At 36.4% G+C, this 19,451-nt stretch carries 19 protein-coding genes and 2 tRNA genes; 6 read left to right on the forward strand and 15 right to left on the reverse strand.

Annotation, left to right across the window (positions count from 1 at the left end; translation table 11 throughout):
• The 12 genes from ACFSAV_RS10155 to ACFSAV_RS10210 form a co-directional block, all read right to left on the reverse strand.
• Positions 1–273 (reverse strand): transaldolase family protein (locus ACFSAV_RS10155; RefSeq protein WP_379099247.1); only part of this gene is annotated, 273 nt, incomplete at its 3' end.
• 33 nt (positions 274–306) lie between these two features.
• Positions 307–1,356, reverse strand: coding sequence for a triose-phosphate isomerase (gene tpiA / locus ACFSAV_RS10160; RefSeq protein ID WP_379099250.1), 1,050 nt, complete (start codon positions 1,354–1,356; stop codon positions 307–309).
• A gap of 11 nt (positions 1,357–1,367) precedes the next feature.
• Positions 1,368–2,039 carry a cyclase family protein gene (locus tag ACFSAV_RS10165; protein ID WP_101775255.1) on the reverse strand — a complete coding sequence of 224 codons (672 nt, stop codon included), beginning with the start codon at positions 2,037–2,039 and terminating at the stop codon, positions 1,368–1,370.
• A gap of 10 nt (positions 2,040–2,049) precedes the next feature.
• Positions 2,050–3,342, reverse strand: a complete 1,293-nt coding sequence (locus ACFSAV_RS10170; RefSeq protein WP_379099253.1) for a TRAP transporter large permease — start codon at positions 3,340–3,342, stop codon at positions 2,050–2,052.
• Positions 3,342–3,818, reverse strand: coding sequence for a TRAP transporter small permease (locus ACFSAV_RS10175; protein ID WP_379099256.1), 477 nt, complete (start codon positions 3,816–3,818; stop codon positions 3,342–3,344). Before ACFSAV_RS10175 ends, ACFSAV_RS10170 begins: the two co-directional genes overlap by 1 nt.
• A 62-nt stretch (positions 3,819–3,880) precedes the next feature.
• Positions 3,881–4,858 (reverse strand): TRAP transporter substrate-binding protein, encoded by a 978-nt coding sequence (locus tag ACFSAV_RS10180; protein ID WP_101775258.1) that lies wholly within the window; start codon positions 4,856–4,858, stop codon positions 3,881–3,883.
• A gap of 50 nt (positions 4,859–4,908) precedes the next feature.
• On the reverse strand, positions 4,909–5,364 hold the full coding sequence (gene rpiB, locus ACFSAV_RS10185) for a ribose 5-phosphate isomerase B (protein ID WP_101775259.1): 456 nt from the start codon (positions 5,362–5,364) through the stop codon (positions 4,909–4,911).
• Between the two features lie 21 nt (positions 5,365–5,385).
• A complete protein-coding gene (locus ACFSAV_RS10190; RefSeq protein WP_101775260.1) occupies positions 5,386–6,339 on the reverse strand; it encodes a sugar-binding transcriptional regulator in 954 nt (317 codons plus the stop codon).
• Positions 6,336–7,187, reverse strand: a complete 852-nt coding sequence (locus tag ACFSAV_RS10195; protein WP_379099261.1) for a sugar phosphate isomerase/epimerase family protein — start codon at positions 7,185–7,187, stop codon at positions 6,336–6,338. The genes ACFSAV_RS10190 and ACFSAV_RS10195 overlap by 4 nt, the downstream gene beginning before the upstream one ends.
• A gap of 152 nt (positions 7,188–7,339) precedes the next feature.
• A complete protein-coding gene (gene dhaL / locus ACFSAV_RS10200) occupies positions 7,340–7,966 on the reverse strand; it encodes a dihydroxyacetone kinase subunit DhaL (protein WP_379099264.1) in 627 nt (208 codons plus the stop codon).
• A gap of 1 nt (position 7,967) precedes the next feature.
• Positions 7,968–8,972 (reverse strand): dihydroxyacetone kinase subunit DhaK, encoded by a 1,005-nt coding sequence (locus ACFSAV_RS10205; RefSeq protein ID WP_101775263.1) that lies wholly within the window; start codon positions 8,970–8,972, stop codon positions 7,968–7,970.
• A gap of 20 nt (positions 8,973–8,992) precedes the next feature.
• Positions 8,993–10,006: a 4-hydroxythreonine-4-phosphate dehydrogenase PdxA gene (locus ACFSAV_RS10210; protein ID WP_379099268.1), complete on the reverse strand. Its 1,014-nt coding sequence runs from the start codon at positions 10,004–10,006 to the stop codon at positions 8,993–8,995.
• Between the two features lie 358 nt (positions 10,007–10,364).
• Here ACFSAV_RS10210 and ACFSAV_RS10215 point away from each other — a divergent pair, with 358 nt between their 5' ends.
• Genes ACFSAV_RS10215 through ACFSAV_RS10225 form a run of 3 tightly spaced genes read left to right on the forward strand, consistent with a single transcriptional unit; the run spans position 10,365 to position 13,213 of the window.
• A complete protein-coding gene (locus tag ACFSAV_RS10215; protein ID WP_379099271.1) occupies positions 10,365–11,351 on the forward strand; it encodes a TRAP transporter substrate-binding protein in 987 nt (328 codons plus the stop codon).
• 24 nt (positions 11,352–11,375) lie between these two features.
• Positions 11,376–11,936: a TRAP transporter small permease gene (locus ACFSAV_RS10220; protein WP_379099274.1), complete on the forward strand. Its 561-nt coding sequence runs from the start codon at positions 11,376–11,378 to the stop codon at positions 11,934–11,936.
• Positions 11,933–13,213, forward strand: a complete 1,281-nt coding sequence (locus ACFSAV_RS10225) for a TRAP transporter large permease (protein WP_101775267.1) — start codon at positions 11,933–11,935, stop codon at positions 13,211–13,213. Before ACFSAV_RS10220 ends, ACFSAV_RS10225 begins: the two co-directional genes overlap by 4 nt.
• A 610-nt stretch (positions 13,214–13,823) precedes the next feature.
• On the opposite strand, the gene ACFSAV_RS10230 is transcribed toward ACFSAV_RS10225, so the two are convergent.
• A tRNA-Arg gene (locus ACFSAV_RS10230) sits at positions 13,824–13,900 on the reverse strand.
• A gap of 29 nt (positions 13,901–13,929) precedes the next feature.
• A tRNA-Pro gene (locus ACFSAV_RS10235) sits at positions 13,930–14,006 on the reverse strand.
• 157 nt (positions 14,007–14,163) lie between these two features.
• On the opposite strand from ACFSAV_RS10235, the gene folD reads away from it, so the two are divergent.
• On the forward strand, positions 14,164–15,015 hold the full coding sequence (gene folD, locus ACFSAV_RS10240) for a bifunctional methylenetetrahydrofolate dehydrogenase/methenyltetrahydrofolate cyclohydrolase FolD (protein ID WP_379099278.1): 852 nt from the start codon (positions 14,164–14,166) through the stop codon (positions 15,013–15,015).
• A gap of 265 nt (positions 15,016–15,280) precedes the next feature.
• Here folD and ACFSAV_RS10245 read toward each other — a convergent pair whose 3' ends face one another.
• Positions 15,281–15,796: a single-stranded DNA-binding protein gene (locus ACFSAV_RS10245; protein ID WP_379099281.1), complete on the reverse strand. Its 516-nt coding sequence runs from the start codon at positions 15,794–15,796 to the stop codon at positions 15,281–15,283.
• Between the two features lie 167 nt (positions 15,797–15,963).
• Between ACFSAV_RS10245 and uvrA the strand changes: the two genes are divergently transcribed.
• Both uvrA and sodC read left to right on the forward strand, forming a co-directional pair.
• Positions 15,964–18,795 carry an excinuclease ABC subunit UvrA gene (uvrA, locus tag ACFSAV_RS10250; protein ID WP_379099284.1) on the forward strand — a complete coding sequence of 944 codons (2,832 nt, stop codon included), beginning with the start codon at positions 15,964–15,966 and terminating at the stop codon, positions 18,793–18,795.
• A gap of 72 nt (positions 18,796–18,867) precedes the next feature.
• Positions 18,868–19,428, forward strand: a complete 561-nt coding sequence (gene sodC / locus ACFSAV_RS10255; protein ID WP_379099287.1) for a superoxide dismutase [Cu-Zn] SodC — start codon at positions 18,868–18,870, stop codon at positions 19,426–19,428.
• The last annotated feature ends 23 nt before the right edge of the window (positions 19,429–19,451 follow it).

Genomic DNA, 19,451 nt, shown 5'->3' on the forward strand with positions numbered 1-19,451 from the left:
TCCCGGTACAATTTTTAAGATTTCTAAACCAATATTCACGGCTAATTTATCTTCTGCATCGATTAATTGTTGTTCTGGGCAGTCACTTTTTGCTTTTGCATAGGCAATCGCTTCATCAATTAAAGGGGCATATTGTGGCAGTGCGGAAGCACTTAAAATTAAAGATGGATTAGTTGTGGCATCTTCTGGTTGATATGTTTTGATTGCTTCGATATCACCAGTATCGGCAACAACAACCGTCATATTACGTAGAGAATCAAGTTGTGTGGTCATAGTTTTCCTCATTTAATAAGTATAGATTAGATGCTAGAGTAGTCTTTTCATTTCACAATAAATGTTTTCTACTGATTTAGGTCCAACAATGATTTGGTATTGATTTGCGATGGAAAATAATCCATTTACGCCATTTATTTTTTCAATAGCAGGTTTATTTATATGACTTTCATTATTAATGATGACACGTATGCGGCTAGCACAATGGCTTAGTGCACTGATATTTGTGGAACCACCGAGTTGTTTTATTAATTGGCTCGCAATATCCGTAAATGCGTTGCTAATGTTTTTATTTGATAAGGTGTTTAATGCGCTGTTGATTAATAGGTGGAAATTTTGGGCATCCCAAGCACTACGTCCCACAAATAATCCATCAATATTAGGTTGAATGATTAACTCCTTAGTATTTTCTAAATTAACACTGCCACCATATAAAACAGGTATTTTTTGACTTGCTTCACCAAACAGCTCAAACAGGCATTGCTTAATGACACCATGTTTCTCATTTGCATATTCTGATGTAGCAGGTATGCCGTTTTCACCGATTGCCCAAACTGGTTCATAAGCAATCCATAAATTTTCTAAAGCTTTACTCGGCACAGATTGTAAACCAACTTTTAATTGTGTTCTCAGCACTTCATCGGCGGTGTCAGTGTTTTTTTGCGCTAGAGTTTCTCCAATACATAACAATGTCTTAAAACCATGCTTTAACGCTGCGACGACTTTCTCATTTTCTTCCTGATCCGTTTCATTAAAAATGTGGCGTCGCTCAGAATGTCCAATCATGACTAATTGAACACCTAGCTCCTTTAACATTATTGGGGAAATTTCGCCTGTAAATTGCCCTTTATCATGAGGATTCATATTTTGAGCACCAATCATAATTTTATGCTTGTCCGAATGATTGGCGACAGTCATGACAGCATCTTTTAATGCAACATAAGATGGGATAACAAATAACTCAATAGCATATTCTGATTCAAGTTGCTGCTTGACTTGAGATAGTTGTGATAAATAGTCAATCGTATCGTTATTACCTTTATACATTTTTAAATTAGTGCCAAAATAAATTTTTTTAGACATAATCTAACCCCTTAAAGATTTTTGACCAAAACTCGACAAGGCGCACCATCCGCATTTTCAATTGCTATTGGTAACATTAACCCTTCTACACGTGTACTCGTAATTTTATTTGTATTACAAATATATTCTACTAAAGTCACACCTTTTAATAATAAATGTTGATGGGTAACATGCTTCGATAAGGGTTTTTCTATCGTATTATGTAACCATGCTCGAATAGGGTAGTCTTGAGGGAAATCAAATGTGACTAACTTTAAGTTTTTTTCAGATAAATACTTTGCACCATCTTCTGTGATATAAGGCGATTTTCCCCAAAAATCAGTAGTATTATAATGATAATGGGTATCCCAACATGTTTTGAAAATAATTCGCTCGACATTCTCTTTTGGCCAAATTGACTCTAATATTTCTGCTGTAATGGCAAAATTATCTTGAATTTGTTCAGATAAATCTAATACATGAAATAATCCAATATACACATCAGGCGAGATATCTAAAATATTGTAAGCGTTTTGCTGAATATGACTAAGCGCGTCCATATGCGTAAAAGCATGACAAGAAACTTGTAATTGTGTTGCCTCAAATAAATCGCCTGCATCGAAATTGCCTTTTTTCTCAATATGAGTTTGCCAACGAACATGGTTAGTACAAATTGGCATTGATAAATCTATCCAATTACTCATTATTTACTCCTTATTTAAATAATAAATCTGGTAGGAACGTACTAAATTCTGGGACCAGAATGAGTAGTACGAGTAAACCTAATAATGATAATAAGAAGGGAATACTTTCTTTTAACACTTTAATCGGTTCACATTCTGCAATATTTGCCGATAGGAAGATTAAATAACCTACTGGCGGAGTGACTAAACCAATCATCAGATTTAAAATAATCACTAGACCAAAGTGAACTGGTGCAATACCAAATTGATTGACTATTGGCATGAAGACCGGAACAAGGATAGTTAATGCGGCAGTTGGATCCATTATCATCCCGATGAAAAGCACAATAATATTAATTAATATCAACGCTTCTAATGGACTATCGCAGACAGAAGACACCCAGTTAGCAACTTGATGACTGATTTGCAGACGCGCTATCATCCAAGCAAAAATAGAAGATGCACCTACAATTAGCATAACAGTAATCGTACCTTTTAAAGAAGAAATGAAAGCTTTTTTTAAGCGTTCAAGATTTAACTCTTTATAAACAAATGTACCAATTAAATAGGCATAAATAACAGAAACAGCCCCTGCTTCAGTTGCTGTGAAAATCCCTGAAATAATCCCATATAGGATAATAATTGGACAAAGTAATGCCCAAACTGCATCTTTGGCGCTCTCTTTGACTTCTTTAAGATTAAATCCAACTGCACTATTACCATAACCTTTTATTTTTGAAATAATGAAAGTGATTAATATCAATGTAAGCGCTATCATTAAGCCAGGAATAATACCTGACATAAACATTTTTCCAACGGAAACGCCAGCTCCTGCTAATGCTGCAAAAACAATCATAGGAACACTAGGTGGAATGATAGGTCCAATAATTGAGGCAGATTGAGTTAATGCCGCTGAAAAAGGTGCTGGATAACCTCGTTTTTTCATTTCTAGGATGAGAGAGCTTCCAATTGCTGCTGTAGAGGCAACAGCTGAGCCACTAATAGAGCCAAAAAATAAGCTAGAAAAAATATTAATATAAGCCAATGATCCTTTCCAACGCCCAATAATTGAAGTGACAAAGCGAATAATGCGATTTGTTATCCCGCCAACACTCATTAATTCTCCAGCAAGGAAGAAAAAAGCAAGTGCTTGTAGTGCATTAGTGTCTAATCCTTGCATGACTTGTTGGGCAACAATAGTAACTGGAATATTAGGTAAAAAATAGAATAGCGTGACAATTGAAGCGAAAATAATACTATAAAATAAAGGCAAACCTAAAACAGTTAATAAAAACATTGTTCCTAATAAAATGATGAATGACATTATAAATCCCTCACTTTTTTAGTTTGAATTAATGCGATTAAGGCTAATATAATTCTGATCGCTTCTAAAGATAGGCAAATGATAAAGGGAACATAAACCCAAGAAATTGAAATTTTAAATGCAGAATAATAGCTATTAATATTCATTGTATAAAGTTTTATCCCACCTTTAATAAGTAAGAAAAGACAAACAAGCATAATACAATAGAGTAATGATGATAATATCCAGCCAAATTTAAACTTCTCAAAAATCATTATTCTAAGTAATGGAACTTGGATCTGGGTTGTAGTTAAAATTCCGAATATAATCATATAGGTATAACAAAATCGTAAGAACTCTTCAGCCCAAGGGAAGGAGATATTAATAACATAGCGAGTAATGACTTGAATAAAAGTCATTATGACAAGTATTGCAAAGAATATACATCCTAAAGAAAGAAAAGTGTTATTGATAAATTTATTATAACGTTCAATCATAATTCCCTCTTGAATATTAAAATGGCTAGTGTTTAGTATATTAATCACTAGCCATTTATTTATTACTTGGTTTCAACGGTTTTATTAATTAATTTATCACCAAATTTTTTAGCATAATCATTCCATGCTTTTTTCGCCCCTTCTTGGAAAGACGCCGTATCTGGTGAATATTCAATTTCCATACCTTGTTCTTTTAATTTGCCAAGATATATTTTATTTTCTTCAATATTTAACGATTTTTCTAATTCAGCACCTTCTTTTGCCACTTGTAATAAAATTTGCTGTGTTTCTTTATCTAATGAATTAAAGGTATCTAAATTCATCGTCATCGGTGCAGCGGTATAAGCATGGTGTGTCAGAGAAAGATATTTTTGTACTTCTTGTAAATTATTATTGTAGATATGATGTACTGGGTTTTCTTGACCGTCTATGACACCAGTTTTTAAAGAGAAATATACTTCATTAAATGGCATTGGTGTTGGGTTAACGCCCCATTCTTTAAACGCTGAGATATGCGCTGGATTAGGTGTGGTTCTTAATTTTAAGTGAGATAGGTCACTCACTGTTTTTATTGGGCGTTTATTATTTGTGATATCTCGAAATCCAACTTCATAAAAAGCTAAACCTTTTAGTCCTACTTTTTCAAAAGAGGCGAGTAAATGTTCTCCTACTTCGCTTGTTAAAACTTTTTCAACATGCGCTTCATCTCTGAATAAAAATGGTAGATCTAATAAATTTAATTCCTCATTGAAGGTGGTATAGTAAGGATTTCCGACCACAACAATATCAATTGTGCCCATACGAACCCCATCAATTTGTGCGCCAGAGTTTCCTAATTCACTATTAGGATGTAATTTTATAGTAATACGACCATTTGATAATTCATGCGCTCTTTTTGCCATTAATTCTGTTGCTTTTGTCACCGTATCACTTGGTGAGCCATAATGGCTGAGTGCAAATGTATAGTTACCTGCTGCTATAGACATGCTGGAAAATAAAGTTAATGCTATTGCAGAAGAAAGAAGATTACGTTTTTTCATAAGTCACACCCTTTTAGTTGAGATAAAGACAGTTGTTAACACCCTAATATCTATATAGATCTATGATATTTAGAATCGATTTCATTAATTTGCGCGACTTTAGGCGCAGAGCCTCCTCCTGCAAAATCGCACGCTAACCATGTTTTTAATAAAAGCTTGGCTAATTCAACACCTATCACTCTTTCGCCAAAACAAATAATCTGTGCATCGTTACTTTTTCTTGCACGTTCTGCTGAAAAAACATCATGGCAAACAGCAGCACGAATGCCAGGAATTTTATTGGCGGTAATACACATGCCTATGCCTGTACCACAAGTTAAGATTGCACGGTCGTATTGACCTTGTGCAACGGCAACTGCCACTTTCTCAGCAACATTTGGATACAATGTGGTATCACCCGCACCCGCACCAAAATCATCACATTCAATTCCTTGTGAATTTAAAAAATGAATTAATTCCATTTTTAAATTGTAAGCCGCATCGTCACAGCCAATGGCGATTTTCATGTTTAGCTCCTTATTAAGTTATTAACTTTTAGTTAAACTTAAAATTGTATTGATATTACTTGCTGTAGTTGCAATGATATTAATAATTCCTGTCCTTAGTGCGCCTAGAATAGCGGTTGCTTTGGTATTTTCAGAAGCAATACCGATGACGCAAGGTATATTTCGTAAATCATCTAAGCTCAAACCAATTACTCTGTCATTCATTACTGTATCTGCAGGTTCGCCTTGAAAGTTAAAAAAACCATAGCCTGCAATTTCGCCTACTACGCCTAAATTCATGCGTGCAGCAGTAATTTCCTGTGGTGTAAACCAGCCTAATTGGACCATATAGCTATTTTCATTCATGTCGCCAATTCCGACTAAAGCAATATCAGCTTTGCGTGCTTTATCTAAGGTTTCTTTTATGACGCCATTTTGTAAAAAAATATCTCTAAATTCGGGTTTTTCTAAATAGGCGGGTGAATATAAAGTTTCATTAGTTCCATTAAATTTACGTGCAAGATTACGGCAAATATGGTCAGCATCTATTGGTGAACCAATACGATGTGTGCCTCCTATTCCACAAATAAACTTACAATTTTTTTCTGGCAAAACACCTACATATTCCCCGACGGCCGCTACATTTCTGCCTTGGCCCACTGCAATTGTCATTCCATCTTTTAATGTTGTTGATAAATATGCATTCACTAAGGCAGCAACTTGTTTGCGCTGCTCATCTTCATTTGGGGTATCTACTGCAATTAATGCACGTTGAATACCAAATTCTTCTATCAAGCGTTTCTCTAATTTTGAGGTAAATATTGGATGATATTTAACATTAATTTCTACTATTCCTTCTTGGCGCGCTTTTTTTAACAATCGTCCCGTTTTAATACGAGAAATATTAAATTTATTTGCAATTTCTTCTTGAGTTAATTCATGTTCGTAATAAGAGATAGCGATTTCAGTTAATAAGTCCATTTCTTTTTCATTCATTTTTTTATTTGTTCCTTTATAATATTTTTAATATATTCGTTTGATTTTATTAAAGTATTTTCTATCACTTCTAATGGGATTTTTTCAGTTGTTTTTTTAGGTGTTGAATCCAATTCTCGATATAGACGTAATGGTATTTCAAGGCTACAAGGAATAGTTTCTTTAATTAATTGCTCGATGATAGGTTTGTAATTGATTTCACCTTGCCCAATTGGTACAAAACGGAATTTATCTTGATCTGTGATCACATCTTTAATATGAAAATAACAGCAATGTGTAATAGATTGAATTGCTTGCGAAACTACATCTAAATTAGGTTGGTAAGTCATCATATTACCAGGATCAAAATTTAATGCATAATATTCTGTTCCTAATATTTCTAATAATTCAATTCCATCGTTTAATGTTGTAAACGCATTGAAGTTATAATCCCCGGCATTTTCTAAACAAAGTATGCAATTAAATTCTTTTAATAATGGTTTGAGCAAAATTAGATTTTTGATTAATTTATCTTTATTAATGAGTTGGGCGGTACAAACGTTGATATATCGCGCACCAATTAAATTAGCAAATTTAATACGTGGCAGAAAAATAACATCTAAGTTATCCGTCGCTAAATCCATCGTACAACCTAATGCTAGCGTATTTAATTGATACTTCTGTTTTAATGAATGAATATAGTCAGCATTTGTTTGACTAAATAAGTCTTCTTTTAGATTACTCACATAACCTTGATTGTAGGCTAATTCAAAAAAATTAAAGCCGCACTTCTTAATTGATGAGAGTGTCGTATCTAAATCATAACCATCATAAATAGAAGTATTTACTGCTAATTTCATGTTATTCATCACGTTCATTCCATTCATCAAATTTCAACATAATACATATTCAGCTATATTGACTGATAGACTGTTGTAAAACACAATAAAAGTTTGCAATCATTTTTTGTATTAATTGTGAGTGAAATATTTTATTAAACATATTTCACTCAGATATGTACTTATTGATTCACAAATTCAGCCATATATTTGAGAATTAATGACATGGATACAGCCCCTGGATCCACATAGCCTAATGAGCGTTCTCCTAAGTTTTTAGCTCGCCCAAAAACAGCAACTTGGTTACGCGTATTTTCAGCCCCTTCTGCGGCCGCTTTGGCAATACTTGTCAACGCTACTTTTAATGGATCTTGTTCCACTTTTTCAGCTTGTTTTTGTGCTGCAACTAGAGCATCAACCATCGTTTTGTCACCCGGTTTTGCTCCACCGCGTGTAAATACAGCGTCAGCACCAGCAGTCAGAAATCGAGCAAGGACTGATGTATTGAAGTCTTGTTCGCCAGCAACTGCTTTACCACCTGCGCGAAATAATGTACCGAAAATAGCACCTGAAGCACCTCCCATACTGGACATCATTTTAGTGCCTGCATTTAAAAATAATTCACCAATATCTTTGGGTTGAAAATCACTCTTTTGTAAAAGTTCCTGTACCGCAGTGAAGCCTCGTAGCATACCTAAACCGTGATCACCATCGCCAATTTTTAAATCAAGCTCTGTTAAAGTTGGTTCACTTGCTATCATTTTTTCAGCGGTATATAGCAACAATGCTTTTGTTTCGATTACATTCATTTTATTTTCTCCATGCAAAGCCATCACAAGGTAAATCGTATAGTTTCTGTAGCTCATCATCTAAACGGAAAAGCGTTACAGAATAACCTGCCATTTCCTGTGAGGTACAGTAAGAGCCAATTAGCGTGTCATAAACTTGGATACCTCTTTGGGCTAATTCTTGATGAACTTTTCGATTGGCAATAAGCAATTCAGTATAAGTTGCTGCCCCGAGATTGTTGATAGTCACACACACACGATCTCCAGTATGTAATCCAATATCGTTACAAATACGTTCAACAATTTCCTGATTAATTTCATCTGCACTTGTTAACTTTTGGCGTCTTACACCTGTTTCGCCATGAATCCCCATACCAAGTTCTAATTCATCATCGGCTAACTCAAAATTGAATTTTCCTGTTTGTGGGATAGAACAAGCAGCAAGTGCTACCCCCATTGTGCGTGTATTAAAATTGGCTTTAGTAGTCACAGTATGTAGTTTTTCAAGATCATAACCTGCTTCGACAGCAGCACCTGCAATTTTTAATACATACATATCGCCCGCTACGCCGCGTCGTTCTTGCATTCTCTCAGGAGGCGCAGCAGAAATATCATCGGTCACTCTTACTGTTTTAACTTGAATACCTTCTTCTTCTAATAATTCCGCTGCAATATCAAAGTTCATGTTATCGCCAGCATAGTTACCATACACGAATAACACGCCTTGCCCTTTTTGAGCAGCTTTTGTTGTTTCAATGATAATGTCTGGTGATGGAGAGGTAAAAATTTCGCCTAAGGCTGCTGCATCGGCTAGCCCTTTACCGACAAATCCAGCAAACATAGGTTCATGCCCACTTCCTCCGCCAGTTACTACGATGATTTGCTTATCGTCGATATCACGACGAATTACTCCGCTATAACCTTCCACTTTGAGCAGTTTTCCACCGCAAGCGTATAAAAGACCTTCTAATTGTTCCGCTGGTACATCATTTGGATGATTGAGCAATTTTTTTGGTTTTCTAGTCATTTTGTTACCCTCAGCAAAGATTATTTTTGATTTAACACACCTGTTCCCATTCGCACAGCAATATTAAATGCCGCTTCTAGTGCGGTCGGAATTGCAACATTTTTACCATGCAAATCAAACGCAGTGCCGTGATTAGCCGTTGTGATAGGAATCGGAATTCCGCCTTGCACAGTGACACCACGCTCAAATCCTAAAATTTTAAGTGCGGTAGAAAATTGATCGTGATACATCGATACCACACCATTAATTTTTAAACGTTCTACTTCACGCATTGTGGTATCGCCTGGGAATGGACCATAAACATCAATGCCTACTTGGCGTGCTTTTTCCATACCAGGTTTAATAATTGTCATTTCTTCATCACCGAATACACCACCTTCGCCACCATGTGGATTTAAGGCTTGTACGGCAATTTTAGGCTTCTCAACGCCAGCTTGTACTAAAGAACGGTATAGTAAATGAATGCAATCAAACACAGCTTTTACTGATAAATTTGGCACAATATCTTTAAAAGGAATGTGAGATGTGACTCGTGCTGCCCAAATATCATCAACGACATTCAGCTCACAAACAAATTCATTAAAATCAGTTTGTTCAGCAAACCAATGTAATTCATCTCGGTAACGTAATCCGCCCTTATGCATGGCTTGCTTATTAAGTGGAGCAAAGCAAATTGCTTGAACATAACCCATTTTGGCAAGGTTTAAGGCAATTTTCAGTGTTTCTAGTATATAAACTCCACTTTGTTCTGTTGCTTTACCGTATTCAAAGGGTGTTGGGTGTGAAGATTTATGCGCAATAAGGGCTGGAGTGCCACATTTAAATTCATATTGCGCTATGCTATTAAAAGAGATTTCATCATAAACAAACCGCACTTTTGCAATTTCCATTCCTTTTTCTAATTCATCTTTGTCAGCAACTAATACGATGTTTGCTTTTTCTCGAATATTTTCTTGTGCTAAAAGCTTCGCAACCAATTCTGGTCCAATGCCCGCTGGATCGCCTAAAGTCAGTGCTATAGTGGCTTTGGTCATGATTCTTCTCCTAAATGTGGTATAAGATAGGTGATCAAAAGATCGTTATTGTAACTTTTGTTAAGTGTATTAAACCAAATTTTCAACTTTTATAATGTGATATATCTCACATAATTGAATTTATTTTTCAGATAATATGAGTTTAAATTCAAAAGGATTTCGCTTATAGCCCGTTCTTGATAAGAGTTAAAGCGTGATTTTGATCACAAATTCATTATTTCATCCATTGAACAAATGAATTGTAGTGTTTATATTGAACACTGATGAAATACTTAAAATGATTTATTTATGAAGCAGGGGGATTTATTAAGCCTTTTTATCCTTATTAGATATAAAACTACCAATGGAGGCTTTAATTATGAAAGCATCATTATTTAAACAATTAACTATCGTAACATCTCTATCTTTACTCACTCATTTTACTTTAGCTAAAGATCTTGTGGTATCAACGACAGCCAGTTTAGGTTCGCTTCAGTATGATACGACACAGCATTTTGTTGAAATAACCAATAACAAGCTTTCTCAAGCTAACTTAAACTATCAATTGAAGTTTTTTGGTTCAGGTCAATTAGGGAATGACAAAGATACACAACAAAAATTGAAATTAGGCACTATCGACATTGCATTACTTTCTTCAACGCTTGCCACGAATATTCCACAAATGGCTATCTTTGAATTACCTTTTTTGATCACAAATCGTGAGCAATTAAATAAGATTGAAAAAGATGTTTTTTATCCTTTGATTGCGCCTGAAGTTGAAAAGAAAGGCTATAAAATAATTGGACTTTGGGAAAATGGTTTTAGAAGTATTACAAATAATACACATCCAATTAACAAACCCGAAGATCTCAAAGGGTTGAAAATCAGAACACCAAGTAGTTCTTGGCGCCTGAAAATGTTCAAAACATGGGGAGCTAATCCAACGCCAATTCCATTTGGAGATGTATTTATCGGTTTAAGAACTGGCGTAATAGACGGTCAAGAAAATCCATTAACTAACATTTATGCTGCTAAGTTACAAGAGGTACAAAAGTATCTGAGTATTACCAACCACGTATATTCTCCAGCCTATCTTACAGTAGGTACCAATACTTATAAAAAATTACCAGAGGATGTACGACATATTATTGAAGCTGGTGCTAAAGAAGCGCAAATCTGGGGCTATACTCAAGCAGCACAGCGAGAAAATGAGCTAGAGAAGAAATTATCTGAAAGTGGCATGGAGATTAATAAAGCAGATATTCAAGCATTTATTGATGCTAGCCAGCCGATTTATGATGAGTTTATTTCTGAAGTACCAAATGGTAAGGCACTGTTAGATAAAATTCAGGAAGCGATTAAATAGGAAGATAACCAGGAGTAAACTCTTATGGATACATTATTTAATCTGGCAAAAAGAATCCTAACCATTATTTCAGTCCTTATTTTAAGCGCATTAACCATAATCATCATTGTCTCTATTTTTGCGCGATTTTTAGGTAAATCATTATATTGGTATGACGAAGTTTCTGCCATATTACTGGCATGGCTTACATTTTATGGGGCAGCTTTGTGTGCACTAAATCGTAATCATATGGGGTTTGGTAATTTTGTTACTTCAATACCAATACATCTAAGAAAAATAATCTTTTGTATAACAGAAGTTCTTATTATTGGATTCTTTAGTCTATTAGCTTGGGCTGGGTTCTATGTTCTATCTATTTTTGGTGATGAAACACTAACGAGCCTTGATTTTATTTCTTTAGCAACAGCGCAATCTGCTTTGCCAATTGGTTGTGTATTATTTGTTATTGCAGAAGTGCTATCAATACCAAAAGCTTTTCATTCTATGGTGAAAGGCAAGACGCAGGATAATGAAGAAATAGAACAAGCCTTAAGAGAAGTAGAAAGTAACGTAGAGATGAAAATGGCGAGGGAGAAAATACAATGATCGCATTCTTAGTCCTTATTGGTCTTATTATGCTTGTGATGATTAATGTGCCAATTGCTGTTGCTATCGGTATAGTATCTTTAGTCGGTATGTTAACTACTAATAGCTTTGATTCTGTATATAATGTTGCACTGTCAGTTTTTGATGGTGCCTCTAATTTTTCATTACTTGCAATTCCGCTTTTTATTCTTGCAGGTGTACTGATGAATACAGGAGGGATCTCTGTCAGATTAATCAATTTCGTTAATGCGCTAATTGGTTTTGTCCGCGGTGGGCTTGCTATGGTCAATGTCGGCGTTTCAATGATCTTTGCTGAAATTTCTGGTTCGTCAGTTGCTGACGTTGCTGCATTAGGTTCTATCCTGATTCCAGCGATGAAAAAAAGAGGTTATAGCTCTAGTTTTTCAGCCGCAGTGACATCCTCTTCTGCTTCTTTGGCTGTCATCATCCCGCCATCTTTACCGATGATTATTTATGGTGCAATGGCTGATGTTTCGATTTCTAAATTATTTATTGCAGGACTGGCGGCAGGTGGGATTGCATCGTTAGGGATGTTTGCGGTGTGTTATTATTACGCTGTTAAATATAACCTGCCTCGAGAAGAACATTTTAGTTTACGCAAGTTATGTAGTGCTTTTAAAGATGCATTTTGGGCATTAACATTACCTGTACTTATTTTAGGGGGAATTATCTCTGGCTTTACTACAGCCACAGAAGCAGCTGGCTTAGCAGTATTATTAGCATTAATCATTGGTTTCTTTATTTATAAAGAATTATCAATTATTGCAGTTTATAAAGCATTAGTTGAGAGTGTAAATGGCACGTCTATTGTCATGTTACTTGTTGCAACCTCTGCTGTACTTGGTCTATTTTTAACAGAACAACAGGTTCCTCAACAAATGGCATCGACGATTTTGAGCATATCAGATAATAAATATGTTGTGTTAATGATGCTAAATATCATGTTATTTATTATTGGAATGTTTTTACATGGTGCGGCAGCCATTATTCTTGTTGTCCCAATTGTTATGCCACTAATTAACCAGTTAGGCATTGATCCTATTCACTTTGGTATTATATTAACTCTTAATATTGCAGCAGGTCAGCAAACACCACCAGTAGCCAGTGTTTTGATCACTGCTTCATCAATTGCCAAGAAAGATATTTGGAGTGTGACAAAAGATAATGTTTGGTTTATTGCAGTATTGTTGATGACATTAATGATGGTTACCTATATTCCAGCATTAACAACTGGGGTAGTAAGTCTATTATATTAAAAAGAGATATTGATGTATCCAAAAAAGGCCTAGTTTGATCTGGGCCTTTAGTTCTTATTATCACTTATTGATGAGACTTAGAGCGATAATGTGCTCTAACTCTTTCAATTCGTCCAAATCGACGTCTGAAATAAGTATGTATATACACTAATACTTTTTTTAGCATATCATTTTTCCTTATTCGTTGTTGTTAAAGAACTATTCGCACGGATATTTAAAATATCAGTCTTATTGAAAAAGGAGTCAGATAGTAGTACACTCATCAGTCCTTAATAGATATGTGTGCTTTTATTTGTTTCAAATGGAAGTTCTTAATATCCATTATCCTAGCCAATACTGGCAGGTATTGGCTACCCCGTTAAAAAAATACTTTTAGTATTAATTTAAATTATAGCCATAAAGAAATACTAAAAATAAGTTAGGGAAATTCTAGATCAAAAGTTTTGCGATTGCAAGGGCGAAGAAGAGAAAATGTGAGTAAATAAAGAAAAATAAACTTGCAATATAATGAAGTGAGTTAAAAAAATGAGAACTGAATCCGAGTTCCCTAACAAGAATACAAAATTTATTTTCCAGTATTTTGCTAAAGCAGGAACTTTTAGTATATATGTGGCACGCCCTATTGGATTCGAACCAATGACCTACGGCTTAGAAGGCCGTTGCTCTATCCAGCTGAGCTAAGGGCGCATTTCAAATGGATATCTAAATCGAAGAAATGGTCGGCGAGATAGGATTTGAACCTACGACCCACTGGTCCCAAACCAGTTGCGCTACCAAGCTGCGCTACTCGCCGACGAATGTGTAGCATTATAGTTTTCTTTTAATTCCAGTCAATTAATTTTTTCTATTTTTCATTCAATCGCACAAATTAATCTCAATTTCGCTTACATTTGAACTATTTTTCTGACAAAATAGCAAACGTTTTCTTTCACTAAATAAAGGACAGATTAATGACTGCACAAGTAATTTCTGGCACAGAATTGTCTAAAAAAATTAAATCAGATATAGCACAAAAAATACAACAATATATGCAACAAGGTAAGCGTGTGCCAGGATTAGCAGTAATTCTTGTTGGAACAGATCCTGCTTCACAAGTTTATGTGGGCAGTAAGCGTAAAAGTTGCGCGGAAATTGGGATTCAGTCTAAATCTTACGACTTGCCTGAAGCGACTTCGGAAGATGAGTTATTAGCTTTAATTGAGCAACTCAATCAAGATAGAGAAGTTGATGGTATTTTAGTTCAGCTACCGTTACCGAAGCATATTGATAGCACAAAAGTGATTGAAAGAATTGCACCAGAGAAAGATGTAGATGGTTTTCATCCTTATAATGTTGGGCGTTTATGTCAGCGTATTCCTACGTTACGCGCTTGTACTCCTTACGGTGTGATGAAATTATTAGAAACGACGGGTATTAATTTATATGGACAACATGCTGTTATTGTTGGTGCGTCAAATATCGTAGGTAGACCGATGGCATTAGAGTTATTGCTAGCAGGTTGCACGGTGACAGTGACTCACCGTTTTACCAAAGATCTTGAACATCATGTACGTCAAGCAGATATTTTAGTTGTGGCAGTAGGTAAGCCACAGTTTATTCATGGTGATTGGGTAAAAGAAGGTGCCGTGGTCATTGATATTGGTATCAATCGTATCGAGGGTAAACTTGTAGGTGATGTGGAATATGATGTTGCAGCAGAAAAAGCCAGCTATATTACACCAGTGCCCGGCGGTGTTGGTCCAATGACAGTGGCAATGTTAATGTTTAATACATTAGCAGCTTATGAAATGCAGACATCATAAGCAGATGATGAGGAAAAAGTGCGGTCGATTTTGACCGTCTTTTTTTAGCTTGTGTATTTATTTACATTTGAGTCTAGAGGGTAATCATGCAAGTCGGAAAGCAGAATGTTATTGAAAATAGAAATTATAGTGTAAAAGAAGCAATAACTTTTGTTGAAAAAATTAATATTTAAGATCAGAGTTGACTTTGCTAAGCAGAATTTTAAGTGATAAAAAGACGCTACTGATAGCGCAGCGTCTTTTTATAGATATTTCTGATTCTGATTTAGAACGGGATATTATCTTCTTCAAAGCCCATATCCATTGGTGGTTCATTTTGCGGTGCGGGCTTTTGTGCTGGACGGGCAGGTTGTGAGCTAAAGTTATTGCCATAGTTGCCACCAGCAGGTGCATTGTATTGTGATGCAGAGGCTTGAGATGCATAGCCACCTGCTTGTGGTCGATCGTTGCGGCTGTCTAGCATTTGTAGAACATCACCTTGGATTTCGGTAGTATAGCGATCTTGGCCATTCTGATCTTGCCACTTACGCGTTCTTAAACGCCCTTCAACATACACTTTTGAACCTTTGCGTAAATATTCTCCCGCCACTTCAGCCTGACGGCGGTAGAACACGATGCGGTGCCATTCTGTGATTTCACGACGCTCGTTAGTGTTTTTATCAATCCAGCTTTCGCTTGTCGCAACACTAATATTCGCTACGGCTTCACCATTTGGCATTGTGCGAATTTCAGGATCATTGCCTAAATTTCCCACGATAATTACTTTATTTACTCCAGCCATATAATCCTCTTTCTCATTTTGAATTGGGGTGAAAATTCTTATTATTTTGCCCTAAAATAATAAAAAAATCTATGTTTAAAACAAGTGTAACTGGATATTTGCACAGTTATTTGAGAATATGCGATAATGATCGCAATTTGAACACTTGCTAATGGCTTTTTATATTTATGGATAAAATTGAAGTACGTGGGGCGAGAACCCATAATTTAAAGAATATTAACTTAACTATTCCACGTGATAAATTAATTGTAATTACAGGTCTTTCCGGTTCAGGAAAATCTTCTTTGGCGTTTGATACTTTATATGCAGAAGGTCAGCGTCGTTATGTAGAATCCCTTTCTGCCTATGCACGCCAATTCTTGTCTTTAATGGAAAAGCCCGATGTGGATCATATTGAAGGGCTATCTCCCGCGATTTCGATTGAACAAAAATCAACTTCTCATAATCCGCGTTCGACTGTGGGGACTGTCACTGAAATCCACGATTATCTACGTTTGTTATTTGCTAGAGTCGGTGAGCCACGCTGTCCGACTCATCAAGTTGCGTTAACTGCACAAACAATTAGTCAAATGGTAGATAAAGTGTTGAGCTTACCTGAGGACAGTCGAATGATGTTACTTGCGCCAGTAGTCAAGGAGCGTAAAGGTGAGCACGTGAAATTGCTCGAACAAATTACATCACAAGGGTATATTCGTGCACGAATTGATGGCGAGATTTGTGATTTGTCGGATGCACCTAAATTAGAATTACATAAAAAGCATACTATTGAGGTAGTAGTAGACCGTTTTAAAGTGCGTGCTGATTTATCCACAAGATTAGCGGAATCTTTTGAAACTGCATTGGAATTATCAGGTGGTACAGCCGTAGTTGCTTCAATGGATGATAGTAGCGCTGAGGAATTAGTATTCTCTGCAAATTTTGCTTGCCCACATTGTGGTTATTCTGTACCAGAATTAGAGCCACGCTTATTTTCTTTTAATAATCCTGCGGGTGCTTGTCCAACTTGCGATGGACTAGGTGTGCAACAATATTTTGATGAAAAAAGAGTAGTACAAAATCCAAGTATTTCTCTGGCAAGTGGCGCAGTGAAAGGCTGGGATCGTCGTAATTTTTATTATTATCAAATGCTGACTTCATTGGCAAAACATTACGATTTTGATATTGAATTGCCATTTGAAGCATTACCGAAAAAAGTGCAGCACATTATTTTAAACGGTTCGGGTAAAGAAGAAATTGAATTTCAGTATATGAATGATCGTGGTGATGTTGTTGTACGACACCATGCCTTTGAAGGTATTTTGAATAATATGTCACGCCGTTATAAAGAGACAGAATCAATGTCAGTGCGTGAAGAATTAGCCAAAAATATTAGTACTTGCCCTTGTCATGATTGTAGCGGTTCTCGATTACGCCAAGAAGCTCGCCATGTGTATATTGGTAGCACAAATTTGCCAGAAGTAGCAGAGAAGAGTATTGGTGAAACGCTACAATTTTTTACTGAGCTAAGTTTAACTGGGCAGCGGGCGCAAATCGCTGAAAAAATCTTGAAAGAAATTAAGGAACGATTACAGTTTTTAGTGAATGTCGGTTTGGATTATCTTTCTCTTTCGCGCTCAGCAGAAACATTGTCAGGTGGTGAGGCACAGCGCATTCGTTTAGCAAGCCAAATTGGTGCGGGCTTAGTGGGGGTGATGTATGTATTAGATGAACCTTCAATTGGTTTACACCAACGCGATAATGAACGTTTGTTAAATACGTTGATTCACTTGCGTAATTTGGGCAATACGGTCATTGTAGTTGAGCATGATGAAGATGCCATTATGGCGGCAGATCATATCATTGATATTGGTCCGGGAGCAGGTGTGCATGGGGGGCAAGTAGTTGCGGAAGGAACAGCAAAAGCTATTATGGCAAATCCGCATTCGATTACAGGTAAATTTTTATCTGGTATTGAAAAGATCGAAATTCCGCAAAAACGGACCACACTTGATAGGAAGAAAGTACTTAAATTAAATGGTGCTACAGGGAATAACTTAAAAGCAGTCAATTTAGAAATTCCAGTGGGATTGTTTACTTGTGTGACAGGGGTATCAGGTTCAGGGAAATCCACATTGATTAATGATACCTTATTTCCTTTGGCGCAAAATGCTTTAAATCGCGCAGAAAATACACAATATGCACCTTATAAATCGATTTCAGGGTTGGAATTTTTTGATAAAGTGATTGATATTGACCAAAGTCCAATTGGTCGAACACCGCGTTCAAATCCTGCGACTTACACTGGATTATTTACACCAATTCGCGAGTTATTCTCAGGAGTGCCAGAAGCACGTGCACGAGGCTATAATCCCGGACGTTTTAGTTTTAATGTTCGTGGTGGGCGTTGTGAAGCTTGTCAGGGCGATGGGGTCATTAAAGTTGAAATGCACTTTTTGCCTGATGTCTATGTGCCTTGTGAACAATGCAAAGGCAAACGTTATAATCGCGAAACTTTAGAAATTCGTTATAAAGGCAAAACAATTCACCAAGTGCTAGAAATGACAGTGGAAGAAGCACGTGAGTTTTTTGATGCGATTCCACAAATTGCACGTAAGTTACAGACGTTGATGGATGTAGGGTTATCTTATATTCGTTTAGGTCAATCCTCCACGACCTTATCTGGTGGTGAAGCACAGCGCGTGAAGTTAGCAACTGAATTATCAAAACGTGATACAGGGAAAACCTTGTATGTGCTTGATGAACCTACGACAGGTTTGCATTTTGCTGATATTAAGCAGCTACTAACCGTGTTACATCGTTTACGTGATCAGGGCAATACGATAGTTGTGATTGAGCATAATCTAGATGTGATCAAAACAGCAGATTGGATCATTGATTTAGGTCCTGAAGGAGGAAGCGGTGGTGGTCAGATCATTGCAACAGGTACGCCAGAACAGGTTGCTGAAGTACAATGCTCACATACTGCGCGTTTCTTAAAAACTATTTTGCAAAAAGGCTAAAAACTTAAATAGCTTTATGTTAAAATACAAGAGCTATTTAGCATTATTTTACACTCAATTTAGGAGAGTTATATGAAAAAAACAGTATTAGCACTTATGCTTTCATGTGGCGTCGCAGCATCGGCATTTGCTCATAGCCATGCGGCAGATCATAAGCACAGTGGTGAAATGTTAGAAGTGAAAGTCGAGTTACTTGATCCGGTCAAAGGTAATCAGGATGCAGGTAAAGTTGTGATTACTGAATCCGCGTACGGTTTAGTCTTTACACCAGAATTAAAGGGATTAACGGCGGGTTTACATGGTTTCCATATTCACCAAAATCCAAGCTGTGAAGCAAAAGAAAAAGAAGGCAAGCTTGTTGCAGGTTTAGGCGCGGGTGGTCATTGGGATCCGAAAAATGCAGGTAAACATGGTTATCCATGGTCTGATGAAGCACATTTAGGTGATTTACCAGCGTTAACAGTAAATGCAGATGGTACATCAACTAATCCAGTATTAGCACCACGTTTAAAACACTTAGATGAAGTGAAAGGGCGTTCTATCATGATTCATGCCGGTGGCGATAACCACTCAGATCACCCCGCACCATTAGGCGGTGGCGGTCCACGTATGGCTTGTGGTGTAATCAACTAAGTTGAGTTTTCTACCAATCAAAA

Source organism: Pasteurella oralis, assembly GCF_042681465.1.
Taxonomy (GTDB): Bacteria; Pseudomonadota; Gammaproteobacteria; order Enterobacterales; family Pasteurellaceae; genus Pasteurella; species Pasteurella oralis.

Coding starts and splice junctions, on each gene's coding strand:
- ACFSAV_RS10195 (WP_379099261.1), bottom strand. CDS start 7,187: ATGAATAACATGAAATTAGCAGTAAATACTTCTATTTATGATGGTTAT.
- ACFSAV_RS10245 (WP_379099281.1), bottom strand. CDS start 15,796: ATGGCTGGAGTAAATAAAGTAATTATCGTGGGAAATTTAGGCAATGAT.
- ACFSAV_RS10210 (WP_379099268.1), bottom strand. CDS start 10,006: ATGACCAAAGCCACTATAGCACTGACTTTAGGCGATCCAGCGGGCATT.
- rpiB (WP_101775259.1), bottom strand. CDS start 5,364: ATGAAAATCGCCATTGGCTGTGACGATGCGGCTTACAATTTAAAAATG.
- folD (WP_379099278.1), top strand. CDS start 14,164: ATGACTGCACAAGTAATTTCTGGCACAGAATTGTCTAAAAAAATTAAA.
- ACFSAV_RS10165 (WP_101775255.1), bottom strand. CDS start 2,039: ATGAGTAATTGGATAGATTTATCAATGCCAATTTGTACTAACCATGTT.
- ACFSAV_RS10225 (WP_101775267.1), top strand. CDS start 11,933: ATGATCGCATTCTTAGTCCTTATTGGTCTTATTATGCTTGTGATGATT.
- ACFSAV_RS10220 (WP_379099274.1), top strand. CDS start 11,376: ATGGATACATTATTTAATCTGGCAAAAAGAATCCTAACCATTATTTCA.
- ACFSAV_RS10170 (WP_379099253.1), bottom strand. CDS start 3,342: ATGTCATTCATCATTTTATTAGGAACAATGTTTTTATTAACTGTTTTA.
- tpiA (WP_379099250.1), bottom strand. CDS start 1,356: ATGTCTAAAAAAATTTATTTTGGCACTAATTTAAAAATGTATAAAGGT.
- ACFSAV_RS10215 (WP_379099271.1), top strand. CDS start 10,365: ATGAAAGCATCATTATTTAAACAATTAACTATCGTAACATCTCTATCT.
- dhaL (WP_379099264.1), bottom strand. CDS start 7,966: ATGAATGTAATCGAAACAAAAGCATTGTTGCTATATACCGCTGAAAAA.
- ACFSAV_RS10190 (WP_101775260.1), bottom strand. CDS start 6,339: ATGAATGAAAAAGAAATGGACTTATTAACTGAAATCGCTATCTCTTAT.
- ACFSAV_RS10175 (WP_379099256.1), bottom strand. CDS start 3,818: ATGATTGAACGTTATAATAAATTTATCAATAACACTTTTCTTTCTTTA.
- sodC (WP_379099287.1), top strand. CDS start 18,868: ATGAAAAAAACAGTATTAGCACTTATGCTTTCATGTGGCGTCGCAGCA.
- ACFSAV_RS10205 (WP_101775263.1), bottom strand. CDS start 8,972: ATGACTAGAAAACCAAAAAAATTGCTCAATCATCCAAATGATGTACCA.
- uvrA (WP_379099284.1), top strand. CDS start 15,964: ATGGATAAAATTGAAGTACGTGGGGCGAGAACCCATAATTTAAAGAAT.
- ACFSAV_RS10180 (WP_101775258.1), bottom strand. CDS start 4,858: ATGAAAAAACGTAATCTTCTTTCTTCTGCAATAGCATTAACTTTATTT.